Below are 17,236 nucleotides of genomic sequence, written 5' to 3'. Positions count from 1 at the left end.
TCCTCGGGGAGCCCGTAACGCAGTGGCTGTCGCATCCGCCGTCCTCGGCGGGAGCACATGAGACGCTGGTTCGCCCCCGTCCGGGCTTCATCCCAGGAAGGACGGATGGACGAAGAGAGCGTCTCGGCGGTCATGCGGATGCTCGGTGAGGCGCGCAGGCTCCCGGCGGACGATCAGGACCGTCTCCGGATCGAGCACACGGCCCTCTCGCTGGTCCGCGACGGGCAGCGACGCCGCAAACGGGAGCGTGAGCGCGCACTGCGGGAGGCGGACGCGGCGGTGCTGGCCGCGACCGCGATGGGCTCGCCGGACCGGGTGGCCGACGCCCCCGTCGGCGGGTCGCCGGAAAGCAAGTGGCAGGAAAGCGGGTTGCCGGAAGGCGGACTCCGGGAAAGCGGGTCGGCGGAGAAGGCGCCGTCGGAAGACGGGCTGCGGGGAGGTACGGCGCGGGAAGGAGGGCCATCGGAAGGCGGACTCCGAGGAAGCGGGTCGGCGGAGGAGGCGCTGTCGGAAGACGGGCTGCGGGGAGGCACGGTGCGGGGGGACGGGCCGTCGGAAGGCAGGGCGGGGGGAGGCGGGTGGCAGGGGCGGCTGGGCAGGGCACGGCGCTGTTACATCTGCAAGGGCCCGTTCGACCAGGTGGGCGGCCTGTACCACCAGCTCTGCCCGCCGTGCGCCGCCTCGAACGCGGCACGCCGCGCGGCCCGCACCGACCTGCGGGGACGGCGTGCCCTGGTGACCGGAGGCCGGACGAAGATCGGGCACCATCTCGCGCTGAAGATGCTCCATGACGGTGCACACGTCACGGTGACCACCCGGTTCCCCTGCGACGCGGCCCGGCGTTTCGCCGCGGCCGGTGACTGGGACGGGCGCCTGGAGATCGTCGGCATCGACCTGCGCGACCCCCGGCAGGTCGTCGCGCTCACCGACCGTTTCCTGACGGCCGGTGATCCTCTCGACATCCTGGTCAACAACGCCGCCCAGACCCTGCGCCGCCCACCGGCGGCCTACGCGGCCCTGGTCGAGGGGGAGCGGCGCGGGCTGCCGCATGGAGCGCCGGTGTCGACGGCGCCCGGCTTCACTCCGCTCTTCGAGAGGTCTTCGGAGTTCCAGAGGTTCCCGGGGGTCGAGGGGTCTCCGGGGAAGGCGCCGGTCGTTCAGGACGGGGTACGGATCGTCCAGGGCGGAGGACCGGTCGTGTGGGATGGGGCACCGGTCATGCGGGACGGGTCTCCGGTCGTTCGAAATGGGGGACCGGTCGTGCGGGACGGGGTGCCGGTCGTTCAGGACAGGGTACGGATCGCCCAGGGCGGGGGACCGGTCGCGCGGGACGGGTCTGCGGCCTTCCCGGACGCGTCCCAGGTGCCGGACGTCTCGGGTCTGCTCCCGGACACCTCCTCACGGAACTCGTGGACGGCCCGGATCGGGGAGGTCGACCCGGCCGAACTGCTGGAGGTCCAGCTGGTCAACGCGGTCGCGCCGTTCCTCCTGATCGACCGGTTGCTGCCGCTGCTGCTGAAGGCTCCCGCGCCGCGCCGCTACGTGGTGAACGTCTCGGCGGTGGAGGGCCAGTTCACGGTGGCCAACAAGACCGGCCGCCATCCGCACACCAACATGGCCAAGGCCGGGCTGAACATGCTGACCCGTACCAGCGCCGCCGATCTCGCACGGCGGGGCGTCTACATGTGCAGCGTGGACACCGGCTGGATCACCGACGAGATCCCCGGGCCGATCCGCGACCACCTCGACCGCAGGACCCCGCTGGACGTGATCGACGGGGCCGCGCGCGTCTACGACCCGATCGTGCGCGGCGAGGCCGGCGACCCGGTCCACGGGGTCTTCCTCAAGGACTACGCGGAAGCACCCTGGTGACCGGGAACAGAGCCGCGAGCAGTAGCCGGGAACAGGGGTGTCCCCCCGGTCAGGGCGTCAGGAGTTCCACTGTGCCGCGCTCGCCGTCGACCCGGATCCTGGCACCGTCGCGCAGGCGCATGGTGGCGTTGCCCGTGCCGACGACGGCGGGGATCCCGAGCTCCCGGGCGACGATGGAGGCGTGTGACAGGGGTGCCCCCATGTCGGTCACCACGGCGGCGGCGCGGGGGAACATCGGGGTCCAGCCGATGTTGGTCAGGGTCGTCACGAGGATCTCGCCGGGGGCGAGACGGTCGCCCTCCTCGGGGGTGGCGATGACGCGGGCCACGCCCTCGACGACACCGGGCGCTCCGGGGAAGCCGGTCACCGTGTCGCTCACCGGGGTACCGTCACCGCGGGCGTCGAAGACATCGCTGCGCCGGGCGGGGTCGGCCGCCCAGCGGACCGGATCGAACCGGCCGACGATCAGCATGGGGTACGGGGGCAGGGCGGCGTAGCGCTCGTAGGTCGCCCGCCGGATCGCCACCCGGGCCGGCGGCGGGGCGTCGCCGCCGCGCAGGACGGCGAGGATCTCCTGGATCGACAGGAAGAACAGGTCATCACCGTGGCCGGTCAGCTCCCCGGCCCGCAGAACGAAGGCACGCAGTGCCCAGAAGGCACGGACCACCTCGGAGCGGGCCGTCTCCCGGTCGCGGACGATCGCGTTCCACCGCTTCACCAGGTCGCGCGTCTTCGCCGCCCTGCCGGGACTGCGCCGCTCGAACCGCCGCCAGGCCGCTTCCCGGGCCTCACGCTGACGCTCCAGCAACGCGCCGGTCCGTTCCCCGGACACGGTCGACGCGGCGAGTTGGGCGTCGATCCACGCGGGGTCCTCGCCGGGGCGGGGGAGGGAGACCTCGAACTCGTGCGGGCCGCGATGCCCGTAGTCGCGGGCGAACGTCTCCCGGTCGATCTCACCTCCGGCGAGTTTCCGCAGGCCGATGATCGGCCCGAGGCTGGCCAGTTCCCCGTCGGCGCCGACCCCGGTGAGCATGGCTTCGGCGTCGGTCTCGCCCACCATCTTGCGCAGTCTGTCGCGGGTCATGACCAGGGTGTTGCCGCCCTGTCGTCCGGCGGCCTCCAGCACCCGGCAGGACTGGACGTAGTAGGGCAGCAGTTCCTTCTCCCACAGTTCGGCCAGCTCACCCGGGGTGCCGGCGGCGGCGATCCGCTCGCGCAGCTCCGTGTTGCGCCGCCGTGCCGTGGCGAGGAAGGCGGGCATGTCCCGGAGGGTGGCCGTCACACGCCTGCGCAGGGTGACCACGGTCGGCAGCAGGGCCTTGACGATCCGCCAGCGGGAGACGGGCAGCAGCGGCACGTCGAGGCCGGGGGGTAGTTTGCCGAAAACCTGCTCGACCGCGCCGAGCCGCCCTCCCATGCCCACCGCCCGCGCGACGGAGACCACCACGCTGAGGTTCATGTAGAAGCGTCCGCCGATGTTGCCGACCATGGGAAACCCGGGGATCGGCAGGGACGCCATGGCCTCGCCGATGAAGATCTGGACGAGTGACCATGTGCACGGCGTCATCACGTCGGGGATGGCCTCGCCGAGGTTGGAGCCGGTCCACAGGTAGTCGCCGATCAGGCTGTCGTTCCACTCCTCGACCGGCTGCCTGAGCCCGGTGATCGGGCGGGCCTGCACCACGGCGAACTTCCCGTCGCGCAGTGTCCACTCCACGTCCATGGGGGTGCCGTACAGTTCCTCGATCCGAGTGCCGAGCCGCGCGAGCCGCAGGGCCCGGTCGCGGTCGAGCACGGGGCGGCGGCGCAGTTCCTCGGGCACCGGTTCCTCCCGTGTGCCGCCGGGGACGCGGACGGTCATGACGGCCTTGTCACCGACGTGTTCCTCGACGATCTCGCCGCCGGGCCCGCCGACCACGACGGTGTCGGGCGTCACCTGCCCGCCGACGACGGCCTCGCCCAGGCCCCACGAGGCGTTGATCACCACTCTGCCGCGGTCCCCGGTGACGGGGTCGGCGGTGAAGAGCACGCCCGCCGCGTCGGCGGGCACCAGTTCCTGCACCACCACCGCGATCGCCACCTCGTCCTGCGGGACGCCGTTCGCGGACCGGTAGGCGATGGCGCGCGCGGTCCACAGCGACGCCCAGCAGCGTTTGACCGCGTCCGGCAGGGCGTCGTCCGAGACGTTGAGGTAGGTGTCCTGCTGCCCGGCGAACGACATCCCGGGAAGGTCCTCGGCCGTGGCGGACGACCGCACGGCGACCGGCACGTCATCGCCGAGCCTCGCGTACGCCGCCCGTATCTCCCCGGCGGTCTCCGGCGGCATCTCGCGGTCGGCGAACAGGGCGGCGATGTGCGCGGCGGCCCGGTCCGGGGGTGAACCGGCGACGGCCTCCATGATCAGGTCGTGGAGGCCGTCGCGGGAGACGAAGTCGCGGTAGGCGTCCGTGGTGACGTGGAAGCCGGCGGGAACCGGCAGGCCGGCGCGGGCCAGCCGGGCCAGCGAGGCGCCCTTGCCGCCCGTCAACGCGAGATCGGCCGCCTCGTCGGCGAGGGGGAGGACCTTCATGTCGCACCTTTCTCGGAGCCGAGGGACGCGTGCAGCTTCCGCCGCGCGGCCTCCACGGCGATGTCGACGTACTCCAGGGTCGCCCGTTTGATCATGTGGGCTCCGTCGGGCGGGACGGTGACGCCGGACTCCACCGCCCGGCTCGCGGCGTCGGCGAGCAGCTCCGCCAGCCGGTCGTCGGAAACCCCGTGACCCTCCGGTGTCATCCGCGGGGCGAGCAGGAACCCGTACATCACCGAGGTGAGCACGGTCACGTGCTCGGCGGGTGAGAGGTCGGTCCGCAGCGTGCCGTGCTCACGCAGTACGCCGAGGTAACGTCCGAGCCCGGCGCTCGGCTCGGTGTCCGGAGCGCGGTCACGCTTGTCGCGGATGAGCCTGCCCAGCACCTCCGAGTCACCCAGGACGCTCGCGCGCATCAGCGGCCGTCGCATCAGCTCGGAGGCGAACAACCGGAGCAGCTCGCGGAGCGTGCCGGAGCCCTCCTCCAGCCGCCGCCGCACCTCGACGAGCATCTCGACCCGTTCACGGCGCAGCAGCGCGGAGAACATCTCCTCGCGTGTCCGCCAGTGCAGGTAGATCGTGCCCTTCGCGACGCCGGCCCGCCGGGCGATGTCCTCGACGGTGGTCTTGTCGTATCCCCAGCGCAGGACCAGGTCACCGGTGATGTCGAGGATCCGGTGCGCTCGCGCGAGCCGGTGGGAGGGATCTCGGGGTGGCCGCCCCGCCTTCCTGGCCTGTGCCGCCATGTCTCATCCCCCGTTTTCCATAACAATGACCAGATATCATCATACGGTCATTTAATTGAACCACGGGAGGCGGTCCCCGTCTTCCGGTGGTGAGCCGGGGCCCCGGGCCGTGGTCAGGCGCGGGGTCTGAGCTGTCGCAGGGTGTAGCCGTCGCCCGCCGGGTCCAGGGTTCTGGTGGCCTGCTTGAAGAGATACTCGGCTCGCTCGTAGGACAGGCGGCGGCGGCCCGTCTCCGGGCACAGGTCGGCCCGCGCCGGCATCCGGGCCGGGCCGGGCCGCCGGTCGGAGAGGAACAGCGGACCCCGGGCCCGGCCGGCCACCAGGAGAGGGAGGAGCCGGGCGGTTCCGGAACGCCAGCTCACCCGGGCGTCGTCCGCGCCGCCCCGGCGGCCGTCCAGATCCAGGTCCTCGACGTTCAGGGACAGCACCGCGGTCACCCTGGCCGCCGACTCGTGCAGGAGCCGCCACAGGGTCCGTTCCCGCAGGGACAGACCGGGGCGGTTCCACAGCGCCTCCAGCTGCGCCGGGCCGATCGGCTCCGTCCGGCCGCGGGCCTCGGCGCGCCGGTCGAGCTCCGCGGCGAGGTCGTCCAGGGACGCCCAGGCGCCGAACGACCGGACGGCCGACCGGTGCCGGTTCCAGGTGGCGGCAGCCACCCCGCCCCAGGCCGTCGCGAACACCCGCGCCACCTGGCCGGCGGTGAGGGACGCCAGCGGTGTCTGATCGCCCAGGCTCAGGCGCAGCCGCCGCAGGGTCTGCCCGTACGACCGGATCGTCCCCGGGTCCAGATCGTCGCGTCCCAGGAAGTCCTGAACGGCCCGCGCGAGAGTGACTCCCGGCGCACCGGGGGCGGAGATCTCGTCCGCGCGGCGGCGCAGGAAGGCGCGCTCGGCGACGTTCGCGGTGAGAGACGCGGCCCGCTCGAACTCCAGCCGTGCCTCCTCGTGCCGCCCCAGCCGGATCAGGAGGTCACCCCGGACGCCCGGGAGAAGGTGGTAGTCGCGCAACGCGGGGTCGGCGGTCAGGGAGTCGGCCAGGGCGAGCCCCTCCCGGGGGCCGTGTGCCATTCCGACCGCCACGGCCTGGTTGAGCCGCACGACCGGCGTCGGCAGCAGCCGGGCCAGCGCCTCATATAGGGCCGCGATCCGCACCCAGTCGGTGTCGTCGGCGGTGCGCGCCTGCGCGTGGCACACGGCGATCGCCGCCTGCAGCACGTACGGGCCGGGGGTGCCGCCCACCTCCCGCGCCCGCAGCATCGCGGTGAAACCTCGGCGGATGAGCAACTGGTCCCAGCGTCCCCGGTTCTGCTCGTGCAACCGGACGGGCTCGCCCGCCGGCCCGGTCCGCGCGGCCGTGCGGGACGCCTGGATCTCCATCAGCGCGACCAGCCCGTGCACCTCGGCTTCGTGCGGCGCCAGCGCGGCCAGCATCCGGCCCAGGCGCAGCGCTTCGAGGCAGAGCCCCGGCCGCATCAGGTCGTCCCCGGACGTCGCCGAATACCCCTCGTTGAAGATCAGGTAGATGACCCCGAGTATCGACGACAGGCGCTCGACCACCTCCGAGCCGTCCGGCAGCTCGAACGGCACCCGCTCCTCGGCCAGGATCCGCTTCGCCCCGGCGACGCGCCGGGCGATCGTCGGCTCGTCGACCAGGAACGCCCGCGCGATCTCCGCGGTCGTCAGGCCGCCGAGCAGACGGAGCGTCAGCGCGACCCGTGCCTCGGTCGGCAGCACGGGATGGCAGGAGACGAACATCAACCGCAGGACGTCGTCCTGCTCGGCCTCCTGCTGCCGTTCCAGCTCGTGGGCGAGCTGCCCCTGCTTGCGCTCCAGACGTTGCGAGCGCCGGATGTGATCGACGGCGCGGCGTTTGGCCACGGCCGTCAACCAGGCGCCGGGGTTGTCCGGGACCCCCGACCCGGGCCACTGTTCGAGCGCGGAAACGAGCGCGTCCTGGGCCAGCTCCTCGGCGAGGCCGACATCGTGCACCATCCGCGTGAGCCCGGCGACGATCCTGGCCGATTCGAGTTTCCAGACCGCGTCGACCGTGCGATGGACCTCCTCCGCGGCAACCGTCACAGCACCGATGACAGCACCACCCCCGCTCGCCCGCAAACCGGGGCGGTGCCGCCGGTGGTGCCGTCAACGGTGCCGGTACCACCGTCAGCGGTGCTGTCAGCGGCGTCGGTACCCCGTCAACGGTGCCAGCACCACCGTCAGCGGTGTTGTCAGCGGCGTCGGCGGTGCCCGGTACCCCGTCAGCGGCGTCGGCGGTGCCGGTAGCGCCGTCAGCGGTGCCGCTGACGGCGCCGCCGGCGGTTCAGGGGCCGAAGACCTGCCGCATCACGCTCTCGCCATCGCCGACGATCCTGCGGAAGCGGCGGCCCAGCTCGATCGCCTCCTCCTTGGAACGGACCTCGACCAGCGCGAAGCCGGCCACGGCCTCCTTGGCCTCGGCGAACGGCCCGTCGGTCACCGTGATCTCCTCGCCGGAGGACGTGATGCGGACGCCGCCCGGTTCGAGGCCGCCGGTGGCCAGCAGGACGCCCGCCGCGGTCAGCTCCTCGACGAACTTGGCCATCTCGGCGTACAGGTTCTCGTCGGGGACGGTGTCGGACGCCATGGACATCATCAGGTAGCGCATGTGGTTTCTCCTTTTCCTTCTTCGTTCTGCCTACACGTCGAACGAACGATGTGACAGGGAATGCCGCAGTTCCCGGTCAGCGCCGGCAGGGGCGGGCGGTCCGCCGGGCCGTGGAGCGGCGATCGGTCACGTGGGGGACGACGTCCGGTGCCCCGTCACCTAGATTTCCCGGCTCAGCCCCGCCCGGTTCCGGCGCGGGCAGGACGCAAGGGAAGGTCTCATGTCGGTACTCTCCGATCCGCTCAGGTTCCGCCGGTCGGCGGCCGGGCTGTGTCTCATCGCCGCGCCGCTCGTCTACGTCGTGGGGATCGTGGTGGATCCCAACCTCCGGCTGGGAGGGGTGGAGGAATCCCTCGGGATCTACGGCAGATATCCGGAGCAGGTCTCCGTCAGCGCCTCGCTGCTCCACTGGAGCTGGGTGCTGCTGATCCCGGGGATCATCGGAATGATCCATCTGATCCGGCGCCGCGCCGTGGTCTTCGGTCACATCGCCGGCGGCATCGCGCTGCTCGGCATCGTGAACCTCTCCGGACTGATGCTGGGCGACTTCTTCTACTCCCGGCTCGAACGCGACCTGCCACCCCAGCAGGGGGCGGACCTCGCCGACCTGGCGTTCGCCGACCCGGGGGTCCTGATCGCCTTCCAGATCCCGGCCTTCACCGGGTTGCTGGGCCTGCTCCTGCTCGGCCTGGCCCTGGCGTACGAGGGCCAGGCACCGTGGTGGGCGCCTGTCGCGATGGTCGTGGGAAGCATCGGCGCCACGGTCTTCCCGATCGGCACGGTCGTGGGCGGCCTGCTCTACCTGGCCGGCTCCGGCGTGATCGGGCTGCGGATGCTGAGGATGAGCGACGCCGAGTGGGCCGGGGAGGCCGCTCCTCAGCCGGTCTCCGTCGCGGTGCCGAGCGGGAACCGGGCGGCCACCCGGTAGCCGCCACCGGGGAGGGGGCCGGCGGACAGGTCGCCGCCGTGCATCGCGGTCCGTTCGCGCATGCCGATCAGACCGTGTCCGCCTGTGCCGTGTCCGCCCGTGTCGTGTCCGCCTGTGCTGTGTCCGCCTGTGCTGTGTCCGCCCGTGTCGTGCGCGGTGCCCGGAGCGGGTCCCCCGCCTGCGCCGTCATCGGTGACCTGCACGTTCAGCTCGTCCGGGCCGTAGTCGACGACGACGTCGGCCCGGCCGGCGCCGGCGTGCTTCAGCACGTTCGTCAGGGCCTCCTGGATCACCCGGTAGGCCGACAGGTCCAGTCCGGGCGGCAGGGGCCGCGGCTCACCGATGATCCGGAGACGCACGTCCGGCCCGGCCTCCCGGACATGCGCGACAAGCCCCTCCAGGCGGCTCAGCCCCGGCCGGACGGTCTCGGGGACGTGGTCGCCGGCCTCGCGGAGCACCCCCAGCATGAGCTGGAGTTCGCCGACCGCCTCGCGTCCGGCCTGCTCGGCCGTGAGCAGCATGTCCCGTTCCCGTTTCCGCTCCCGGTCGTCGTCGAGCAGCATCCGCACCCCGCCCGCGTGCAGGGTCATGACGCTCACCTTGTGCGAGATGACGTCGTGGAGCTCCCGGGCGATCCTGGCCCGTTCCTCCGCGACCGCCCGCCTGGCCCGCTCCTCGCGTTCCACCTCCAGCCGGGTGGTGCGCTCGGCGAGCCGTAGCGTCTGGTCGATCTGGCGGCGCAGCAGGATGCCGCTGCCGTACGCCACGCTCATGAAAACGGCACTGATCAGCACCTCGGCGATGTCGTTCGTCTGCAGCGTCTGCAGGTAGGCGTACGCCGTCAGCACGCACCCCAGGCCGACGCCCCCGCGGTAGCTGCGCAGTTCCACCGTGCTGGCCACGGTGTGGACGAGGATCAGGGTGGAGTAGAAGTGCCAGGCGGCGTAGTAACCGGTGCCGACGGCCTCCCGTACGGCCAGGCCCACCGCGATCAGCGTGAGGAGCATGGCGATCGGGGACCTGCGGCGCAGCAGCACCGCCGCCGCGGCGGCGACGGCTCCCGCCGCCATCGGCACCGGGTGGCCGATCTGCTCCTGCCGGCCGAACGACTCCACGAGGCCGGCGACTCCCACGGCGAGGGCGAGGAGCAGGTCCAGCCAGGTCGGACGCCAGTCGCCGAGCAGTCTCCTCAGCACGGCCGTTCGCGCCGCCGGTCACGCTGCCCGGCCCGGACGATCCCGGCCTCGTAGGCGAACACGACGGCCTGAGTTCGGTCCCGGAGGTCGAGTTTCCGCAGGACCCGGGCGACGTGGGTCCTGACGGTGGCCTCACCGATCTCCAGCTCCCCGGAGATCTCCAGGTTGGACAGGCCGCGGGCCAGCAGGCGCAGCACGGCCAGTTCCCGCTGGGTGAGCGCGGCCAGCTCGGGCGGGGCGGCCGGCTCGTGCAGGGCGGCGAACGAGGCGATCACCCGGGTGGTGGCCGCCGGGTCGATGAGCGCGTCACCCGAGGCCACCACCCGTACCGCCTCGATCAGTTGCTCCGGCGGTGAGGTCTTCAGCAGGAAGCCGTTCACTCCCGCGCGCAGTGAGGCGCGCAGGTTGTCGTCGGTGTCGAAGGTGGTGAGCATGATGATCTTCGGTGGGTGCGGGTCCGCGAGCAGCCGCCGGGCGGCGTCCAGCCCGCCCAGATGGGGCATCGCGATGTCCATCAGCAGCACGTCCGGACGCAGCCGCCGGGTGACGGCCAGGGCTTCCTCCCCGTCGGCGGCCTCCCCGACGACCTCGATGCCGGGTGCGGTCTCCACGACCATCCGTAACCCGGCGCGAATCATGGCCTGGTCGTCCGCGATGACCAGTCTGATCATCGTGAGCGGTCCCCCGTCCTACCCGGCATGACCGCAGGCTACCGAGATCCGCCGTGTACCGGCGACCCTCCGCGTAGGGGGCGGGGGCCGGGAACGGGTCCGCCGCGCGGCGGATGCCTGGTCAGCCGTGTGACGGGTGCCTGGTCAGCCGCGTGACGGGTGCGCCTCCGCCTTTTCATCATGTTGAACGTCTGTTTTGCGAAGGTGGGCGAGGGCGTCGATACGATCGACAGAGATCGCCGGGAGACCGGCTCCGCACGGGCGGCCGGTGCGCCGGGCGGTGAACCCGCGCGGACGGCCGATGCGCCGGGCGGCGAGGCGGCCGAGCGGGCGGACGGAGCGGTCGAGCGGGGCGGGCGGGGGCCGGGTCCGGACCCGCGGCCCGCCGATGGTTTCGCACCGTGCCGTGTGGTGACCGCGACGGCCCCGGCGGAACCACCGAGGAGACTCCAATGGACGAAGCCAGGCTTCAACAACTCGTGGAACAGGTCGTACTCGACATGGGAGCCGCCTACGGCGCGGCGACGGTCATACTCGGCGACCGGCTGGGCCTGTGGCGGGAGATGGCCGGGGCCGGGCCGCTCAGCGCGGGGGAACTGGCCCGGCGGACCGGAACCAACGAGCGTCTCATCGCCGAGTGGCTCGCCGCCCAGGCCGCCGCCGGATACGTCTCCTACGACGACTCCCAGGACGGAGGCGCCTACACGCTGACCGAGGAGCAGGCGACCGTCTTCGCCGACGAGTCCAGCCCGGTGTTCATGACCGGGCTCGCGGAGATCGCCTCCTCCGTCTTCCGCGACGAGGACAAACTGGTCGAGGCGTACCGGGGTGACAAGGGCATGGCCTGGTCCGACCACGACCGCGCACTGTTCCGCGGGACCGAGCGGTTCTTCCGGCCGGGGTACGCGGCCAACCTGCCGACCAGTTGGATCCCCGCCCTCTCCGGTGTCGAGGAGAAGCTGGCCGCCGGTGCCCAGGTGGCCGACGTCGGCTGCGGGCACGGCGCCTCGACCATCGTGCTGGCCCAGGCGTACCCGAACTCGCGCTTCACCGGTTTCGACTACCACGGGCCCTCCGTCGCGCGTGCCCGCGAGCTGGCCGACCAGGCCGGGGTGGCCGACCGGGTGGCGTTCGAGACGGCCGCCGCCGACGACTACGCCGGAACCGGCTACGACCTGGTCTGCCTGTTCGACTGCCTGCACGACATGGGCGATCCCGCCGCCGCGCTGCGGCACGTCCGCTCCACCCTGGCATCCGACGGCGCGGTGCTGCTGGTCGAGCCGTTCGCGTACGGGCGGCTGCCGGACGACCTCAACCCGGTGGGCCGGCTGTTCTACAACGCATCGGCGACGATCTGCGTGCCCAACGCCATCTCGCAGGGCGGCGTGGAGACCCTGGGGGCCCAGGCCGGGCAGGAACGGCTGTTCGCGCTGGCCCGGCAGGCGGGGTTCACCCGCACGCGCCAGGCGGCCGCCACCCCGTTCAACCTGGTGCTGGAGCTGAAGGCCTGACCTCCCCGCAGGTGGACACCGGCGGGGGAGCGGGATGCCGTGCGGTCCCCGGCCGGTGCGGGCACCTGCGCGTGCGCCGAAGGCCACTGCCCGGGTGGGCGCCTAATGTTGAATATGTCGATGTCTAATGAAAAAAAGGCGGTCATGACGCATCCGGCCTCCGTCCGCCCATACGTGAGGCGCGACGGCGAGGGCGACACCTTCTGGTTCCTCGGCAGCCTCGTCACGGTCAAGACCACCGGCGCGGAGACTCACGGCCGCCTCACCATCGCCGAGTTCGTCAACCCGCCCGGCTTCTCCCCTCCCCTCCACCGTCACCTGGCCGAAGACGAGCTGTTCTACCTGCTGTCCGGGGTGGCGACCTTCCACTGCGACGGCGAGACCTTCACCGCCGGCCCCGGTGACCTGGTGTTCTTCCCGATGGGGCTGCCGCACAGCTTCGTCGTCGGACCCGACGCGCCTCTCCGGTCGTTGCAGATCACCACGCCGTCCGGCTTCGAGCACTTCGCCGCCGCCGTGGGCGAGCCCGCGTACGAGCGGCGACTGCCGGGCCCGTTGCCCGTCGACCCCGCGGCCCTCGGCCACGCCGCCGCCCGGTACGGGATCGAGGTCCTGGGCCCGCCCCCCGAGCCTCCGCCGGGCCGCTGACCCGTCCGTCCGGCGGAGCCTCCCGGACCGGGCCCCGCACGCCACCGCGTTCTCGTCGTACGGCCCCGCCGAACCCCCGTAGGGTGGGGCGGAATTGCCGGATTCGGAATCGATGGCGGGAATCGTGGGTGGTTGGGAAGGAACTCCGGCGGTGCTCGCCGGCCGGTACCGGCTGGACGAGCTGATCGGCCGTGGCGGGGCCGGCGAGGTGTGGCGCGGCCACGACCTGCAGCGGGACTGGCCGGTGGCGGTCAAGCTGCTGTCGCTGGAAGCGGCCGACATCTCGATGCGTGAGCGGTTCGCCGGAGAGGCGCGGACCGCGGCCCGGGTCGTCCACCCCAATGTGGTGGCGGTCTTCGACGTGGGCGAGCACGAGGGCCGGCCGTTCCTGGTGATGGAACTGCTGACCGGCCGGGACCTCGCCGCCGAACTGGCCGAGACGGGCCCGCTGAGCGTCGTGGAGGTGTGCCGCCTCGCCGGGCAGGCCGCGCTCGGCCTGGACGCCGCGCACCGGGCCGGGGTCGTGCACCGCGACGTCAAACCGGCGAACCTGTACCGCACCGCGAACGGCGCGCTCAAGGTGGTCGACTTCGGCACGGCCCGGGTGGCGACCGCCGCGGCGATGCGGCTGACGTCGGCGGGGAGCGTCATCGGCACGGCCGCCTACCTGTCGCCCGAGCAGATCCTCGGTGAGCCCGGCGACGCGGCGTCCGACCTATACTCGCTCGGCTGCGTGTGCTACGAGCTGCTGTGCGGACGGCCCCCGTTCACCGGCCCGGCGGGGGAGGTGCTCTCCCAGCACGTCAGCGCCCGTCCCGACCCGCCCAGCCGATACCGTCAGGCCATTCCGGCGGAGCTGGAGAGGCTGGTGCTGGCCCTGCTGGAGAAGGACCCCGCGCGACGCCCCGCCAGCGCCGAGGTGGTCCGGCAGGTCCTGGCCGGCATCGGTCACCGGCCGGTGCCGCCCGCCCGTGACGCCACGCTCAGGCACCCACCGGGTTCCTTCCCCGCTCCGCCCGCGCCGCAGGGGCGGCCCGCGTTCCACAGGGAGTCCGTGCCACCGGCGCCGCCCGCGCCGCAGGGACCACCTCCGCCATCGGGACGACCGGCGCCGCAGGGGCGGCCCGCGTTCCACAGGGAGTCCGTGCCACCGGCGCCGCCCGCGCCGCAGGGACCACCTCCGCCGCCGGGGTCGCCTCCGCTGCCGAGGTCGCCCGCACCGCCGGGGCAGCCTTCCGCACCGGCTCCCGCGCCGGTGTCGTCCGCCTCCTCGCAGGGGGCCGGACCGGTGCCCGGGGACGGTACGGCGGTGTACGGTACCGGGCCGCGCCCGGCGGGACTCGTGGACGGGATCCTGCGGGGAGGCCCGGGGAGAAGACAGATCGGAATCGCGCTGGGTGCGGTCGCCGTGCTCGTGGTGGTGGTGGTGCTGTGGGCTTCGGCGGGGTCGGACCCGGACGGCGCGGCCACCGCCGCGACATCTCCGGTGACGGCGTCCGCCCCGCCGTCCTCCGCTCCACCCCGAACCCCGACCCCAACCCCGACCGTGACCGTGACTCGGACCCCGACGCCCGTCCCGACCCCGGCCTCTCCGGTCCCCACCCCGGTGGCGACCGGGTGGCAGGCCCGGCTGGTGGCCTTCAGCCAGGCCGTCCTCAAGCAGGAACACCAGAGAGGCATCCATCCCGAGGTGGCGCGGAAGGTCCGCGAGCGGATCGTGAAGATGGCCTGGCACATCCAGAAGGGGGAGGAGAAGGGCGCCCGCAAGGAGTTGCAGAGGATCGCCCGGGAACTGGCCGAGGCACGGCGCAGGGGCGAGCTCGCCCCGCACGGACCGCTGATCGACTTCCTCCGCGCCTTCGGCTTCTCCCTCCAGGGGGACGACCGGGACCGCTGGCGGGGCGGCCACGAGGACGACGAGGACGACGAGGACGACGACTGAGTGGCCCTGTTGTCATGCCGCCGCCGCAGCCGCAGCCGCTGCCGCCGCAGCCACGGGCTCGGGCTCGGGTGTGGGCGGCGCCGCCTGCGGGGTAGGGCTGCCCGTATGAGCGCAGAATCGAAGGACACGCTGGCCGACCTGGACCCCTTCGACCTCTTCGACACCGAGGCGGCCCGGCTGGATCGGTATTTCGCGAGTCTCGGCGACGAGGAGTGGAACCGCCCCTCGCGGGCCGCGGGATGGTCGGTCCGCGACGTCCTCGCGCACCTCGCCGGGGAGGAGCTTTACAACCACGCCTGCCTGGACGGCGACCTGGCGGGGTTCACCGCGCTGCTCGAACGTGAGGGGATCGCCGGTTTCAGCGACTTCAACGAGTGGTGTGTGCGACGCCGCCGGGATCTCCCCGTCGGGGAGGTGCTCGAGGAGTGGCGGAGGGAGAACGGGGAGACCCGCGAGCGCATGCGGGCTCTCGGTCGCGACGCGTCGCTGGAGACCTCCGCCGGGCCGTACCCGGTGGGCCTGCAGACCTTCCACTACTACTCCGAGTACGCCACCCACGCCGACGACGTGGGAGCCCCCGTCGCGGAGGACGAATACGACGAGCGGGCTTGGCGGCGGGCCCGCGTGGGGGCGTTCGTCCTGCGGGAACAGGGGTCGCAGGCCCAGGTCGAGCTGACCGCCGACGGGGTGTGGGTGCACGCGGCCGGTACGAGCACCCAACTGTCCGAGGCCGCGTTCGTCGAGGCGACGGTGGCCCGGCTGCCAGAGGACCACCCGCTCGATCGCGGGCTCAGGGCGGTTCTGCGCTGCCTGGCCTGAGCGCGCCGCCTGGCCTGAGCGACCGCGGGGACGGTACTCCCCGGCACTCCCCGATCTCGATCGGCCTGTTCTTGACCGGCCTGTTCTTGAGCGGCCTGTTCTCAACCGGCGGGCCTCCGGCCGTGGCCGGGCCGTCCTTCTCCGGCCCGGCTCCCGTCCGATCGCTCCTCCGCCCCGTCCCGCTGCCCCGGCTCCTGCGTTTCCCCTCCCTGCTCCCGCTGACCGTCTCGTGGCTGGGCCTGCCGCCTGTGGCCCCGGTGCAGGGTGCCCGCGTGAGCGCGCTCCTCGGGGTGCTCGCGCACTCTGCGCAGGCTGACGAGGACGGTGACCAGCAGCACCACGAAGATCACACCGAGCGAGACCGGAGTCGGCACCTCGGGAAAGGACTCCGAGACGTCCTGGTGCAGGAAGGCCAGGATGAGCTTCAGACCGATGAACCCGAGGATCACCGCGAGACCGATCGACAGGTAGACCAGGCGTTCCAGCAGGCCCTCGATCAGGAAGTACAGCGCTCGAAGTCCGAGCAGCGCGAAGGCGTTGGCGGCGAAGACGACGAGTGGGTGCCGGGTGACGCCGAAGACCGCGGGGATGGAGTCGAGGGCGAAGAGCAGGTCGGTGCTCCCGATGGCGAGGAAGACCACGAACAGCGGTGTGGCCATCCGCTTGCCGTTCTCCCGGACCAGCAGCCGCCCGCCGCGCATGTCGTCGGTCATCGGAAAGATCTTGCCCGCCCGGCGGACCAGGGGATTGCGGTCGATGTCGGGGTCCTCGTCGCGGTGCCGGACGAGCTGGACCGCCGTCCAGATCAGCAGCAGGCCGAACACCACGAACGTGAAGGAGAACAGGGAGATGGCCGCCGCGCCGATCACGATGAGGACGGTGCGCATCGCCAGGGCGGTGGCGATGCCGAACAGCAGCACCTTCTGCTGGTACTCCGGCGGCACCGAGAACCGCGCCATGATGATGACGAAGACGAAGAGGTTGTCGACCGACAGGCTCTTCTCGACCATCCAGCCGGCGAAGTACTCCGTCGCGAGCCCGGCTCCGGCGACCCACCACAGCACCAGCCCGAAGACTATGGCCACGCCGATGTAGAAGACCGTCCACGCGGTGGCCTCGCGCATGCCCACCGCGTGCGGGCGACGCGCCGCCACGACGAAGTCGAGGACCAGCAGTGCGACCACCACGCCGCTGACCACGATCCACGCGCCCGCCGAATCGATCGTCATCCGCGTCCCCCTTGCCGCCGAGACTCCTCGCCGTACCCCTGGCGCGCACCCCCACACCCCCGTGCCCGGGGGTGCGGGGGTGCTCTCCGAGCTCAGGACGTACGGGGGGGCGGAGCGGTCGGCACGGGACGGGTTCAGCGGGCGGCGCAGCCGATGAACGCCGTCGCGATGGCGGCCCGGTCCGAAGCCGCCGGCCACGGCGGGCCCGGCCTGATTCAGCATCGAACACCTCCGGTGTGAGGCCCTGGGCCTCCGGCGCCGGGGGAGCCGGATCTTGCGGATCTCGAACTCCATCGCATTTCTCAAGCTGGGGTGTTGCGACGCCCCTTAGAAAGGGGCCATCGCGGAGGGGGGCGATTTTCGTGTTCCTGAACGCTAGGGCGTGGGTGTGGTGGCGGCGAGCAGGGTGCGCAGGCGGGTTTCGGCCTTCTGGACCGCTGCGGTGAGGGCATCCGCGTGGGC

At 72.4% G+C, this 17,236-nt stretch carries 13 protein-coding genes; 6 read left to right on the top strand and 7 right to left on the bottom strand.

Annotation, left to right across the window (positions count from 1 at the left end; genetic code table 11):
• The first annotated feature begins 105 nt into the window (after window positions 1-105).
• Window positions 106-1,872: an SDR family NAD(P)-dependent oxidoreductase gene (locus tag F4562_RS34745; protein ID WP_246473385.1), complete on the top strand. Its 1,767-nt coding sequence runs from the start codon at window positions 106-108 to the stop codon at window positions 1,870-1,872.
• Window positions 1,873-1,921: 49 nt separating this feature from the next.
• On the opposite strand, the gene F4562_RS08340 is transcribed toward F4562_RS34745, so the two are convergent.
• The 4 genes from F4562_RS08340 to F4562_RS08325 all read right to left on the bottom strand — a co-directional run bounded on the left by F4562_RS08340 (window position 1,922) and on the right by F4562_RS08325 (window position 7,830).
• Complete coding sequence (locus tag F4562_RS08340; protein ID WP_184542289.1) at window positions 1,922-4,441, bottom strand: PEP/pyruvate-binding domain-containing protein; 2,520 nt, start codon at window positions 4,439-4,441, stop codon at window positions 1,922-1,924.
• Window positions 4,438-5,187, bottom strand: a complete 750-nt coding sequence (locus F4562_RS08335) for a TetR/AcrR family transcriptional regulator (protein ID WP_184542287.1) — start codon at window positions 5,185-5,187, stop codon at window positions 4,438-4,440. The genes F4562_RS08340 and F4562_RS08335 overlap by 4 nt, the downstream gene beginning before the upstream one ends.
• Before the next feature lie 113 nt (window positions 5,188-5,300).
• Window positions 5,301-7,265, bottom strand: coding sequence for a sigma-70 family RNA polymerase sigma factor (locus F4562_RS08330; RefSeq protein ID WP_311734022.1), 1,965 nt, complete (start codon window positions 7,263-7,265; stop codon window positions 5,301-5,303).
• Window positions 7,266-7,506: 241 nt separating this feature from the next.
• Window positions 7,507-7,830: a YciI family protein gene (locus F4562_RS08325; RefSeq protein ID WP_184542283.1), complete on the bottom strand. Its 324-nt coding sequence runs from the start codon at window positions 7,828-7,830 to the stop codon at window positions 7,507-7,509.
• Window positions 7,831-8,050: 220 nt separating this feature from the next.
• Between F4562_RS08325 and F4562_RS08320 the strand changes: the two genes are divergently transcribed.
• Entirely contained in the window at window positions 8,051-8,758 is a 708-nt protein-coding gene (locus F4562_RS08320; RefSeq protein WP_184542281.1) for a hypothetical protein, read from the top strand.
• Here F4562_RS08320 and F4562_RS08315 read toward each other — a convergent pair.
• Window positions 8,707-9,954: a sensor histidine kinase gene (locus F4562_RS08315; RefSeq protein ID WP_184542279.1), complete on the bottom strand. Its 1,248-nt coding sequence runs from the start codon at window positions 9,952-9,954 to the stop codon at window positions 8,707-8,709. The two genes, F4562_RS08320 and F4562_RS08315, sit on opposite strands and share 52 nt — an antisense overlap.
• Complete coding sequence (locus tag F4562_RS08310; RefSeq protein ID WP_184542277.1) at window positions 9,948-10,625, bottom strand: response regulator; 678 nt, start codon at window positions 10,623-10,625, stop codon at window positions 9,948-9,950. Before F4562_RS08310 ends, F4562_RS08315 begins: the two co-directional genes overlap by 7 nt.
• A gap of 452 nt (window positions 10,626-11,077) precedes the next feature.
• Between F4562_RS08310 and F4562_RS08305 the strand changes: the two genes are divergently transcribed.
• From F4562_RS08305 to F4562_RS08290, 4 genes are all read left to right on the top strand, one after another.
• Window positions 11,078-12,136, top strand: a complete 1,059-nt coding sequence (locus F4562_RS08305; RefSeq protein WP_184542275.1) for a class I SAM-dependent methyltransferase — start codon at window positions 11,078-11,080, stop codon at window positions 12,134-12,136.
• 120 nt (window positions 12,137-12,256) lie between these two features.
• Window positions 12,257-12,784: a quercetin 2,3-dioxygenase gene (locus tag F4562_RS08300; RefSeq protein WP_246473384.1), complete on the top strand. Its 528-nt coding sequence runs from the start codon at window positions 12,257-12,259 to the stop codon at window positions 12,782-12,784.
• A 151-nt stretch (window positions 12,785-12,935) separates the two neighbouring features.
• A complete protein-coding gene (locus F4562_RS35715; RefSeq protein WP_184542273.1) occupies window positions 12,936-14,726 on the top strand; it encodes a serine/threonine-protein kinase in 1,791 nt (596 codons plus the stop codon).
• A 105-nt stretch (window positions 14,727-14,831) separates the two neighbouring features.
• Window positions 14,832-15,545, top strand: a complete 714-nt coding sequence (locus tag F4562_RS08290) for a maleylpyruvate isomerase family mycothiol-dependent enzyme (RefSeq protein ID WP_184542271.1) — start codon at window positions 14,832-14,834, stop codon at window positions 15,543-15,545.
• Window positions 15,546-15,646: 101 nt separating this feature from the next.
• Here the strand turns inward: F4562_RS08290 and F4562_RS08285 are convergent, their stop codons facing one another.
• Window positions 15,647-16,774, bottom strand: a complete 1,128-nt coding sequence (locus F4562_RS08285) for a TerC family protein (RefSeq protein WP_184542269.1) — start codon at window positions 16,772-16,774, stop codon at window positions 15,647-15,649.
• Window positions 16,775-17,236: the final 462 nt, after the last annotated feature.

This window comes from Streptosporangium becharense (assembly GCF_014204985.1).
GTDB classification, from domain to species: domain Bacteria; phylum Actinomycetota; class Actinomycetes; order Streptosporangiales; family Streptosporangiaceae; genus Streptosporangium; species Streptosporangium becharense.
The sequence above is the reverse complement of the archived record's forward strand: the minus strand, read 5'-3'. Positions and strand labels throughout refer to the sequence as shown.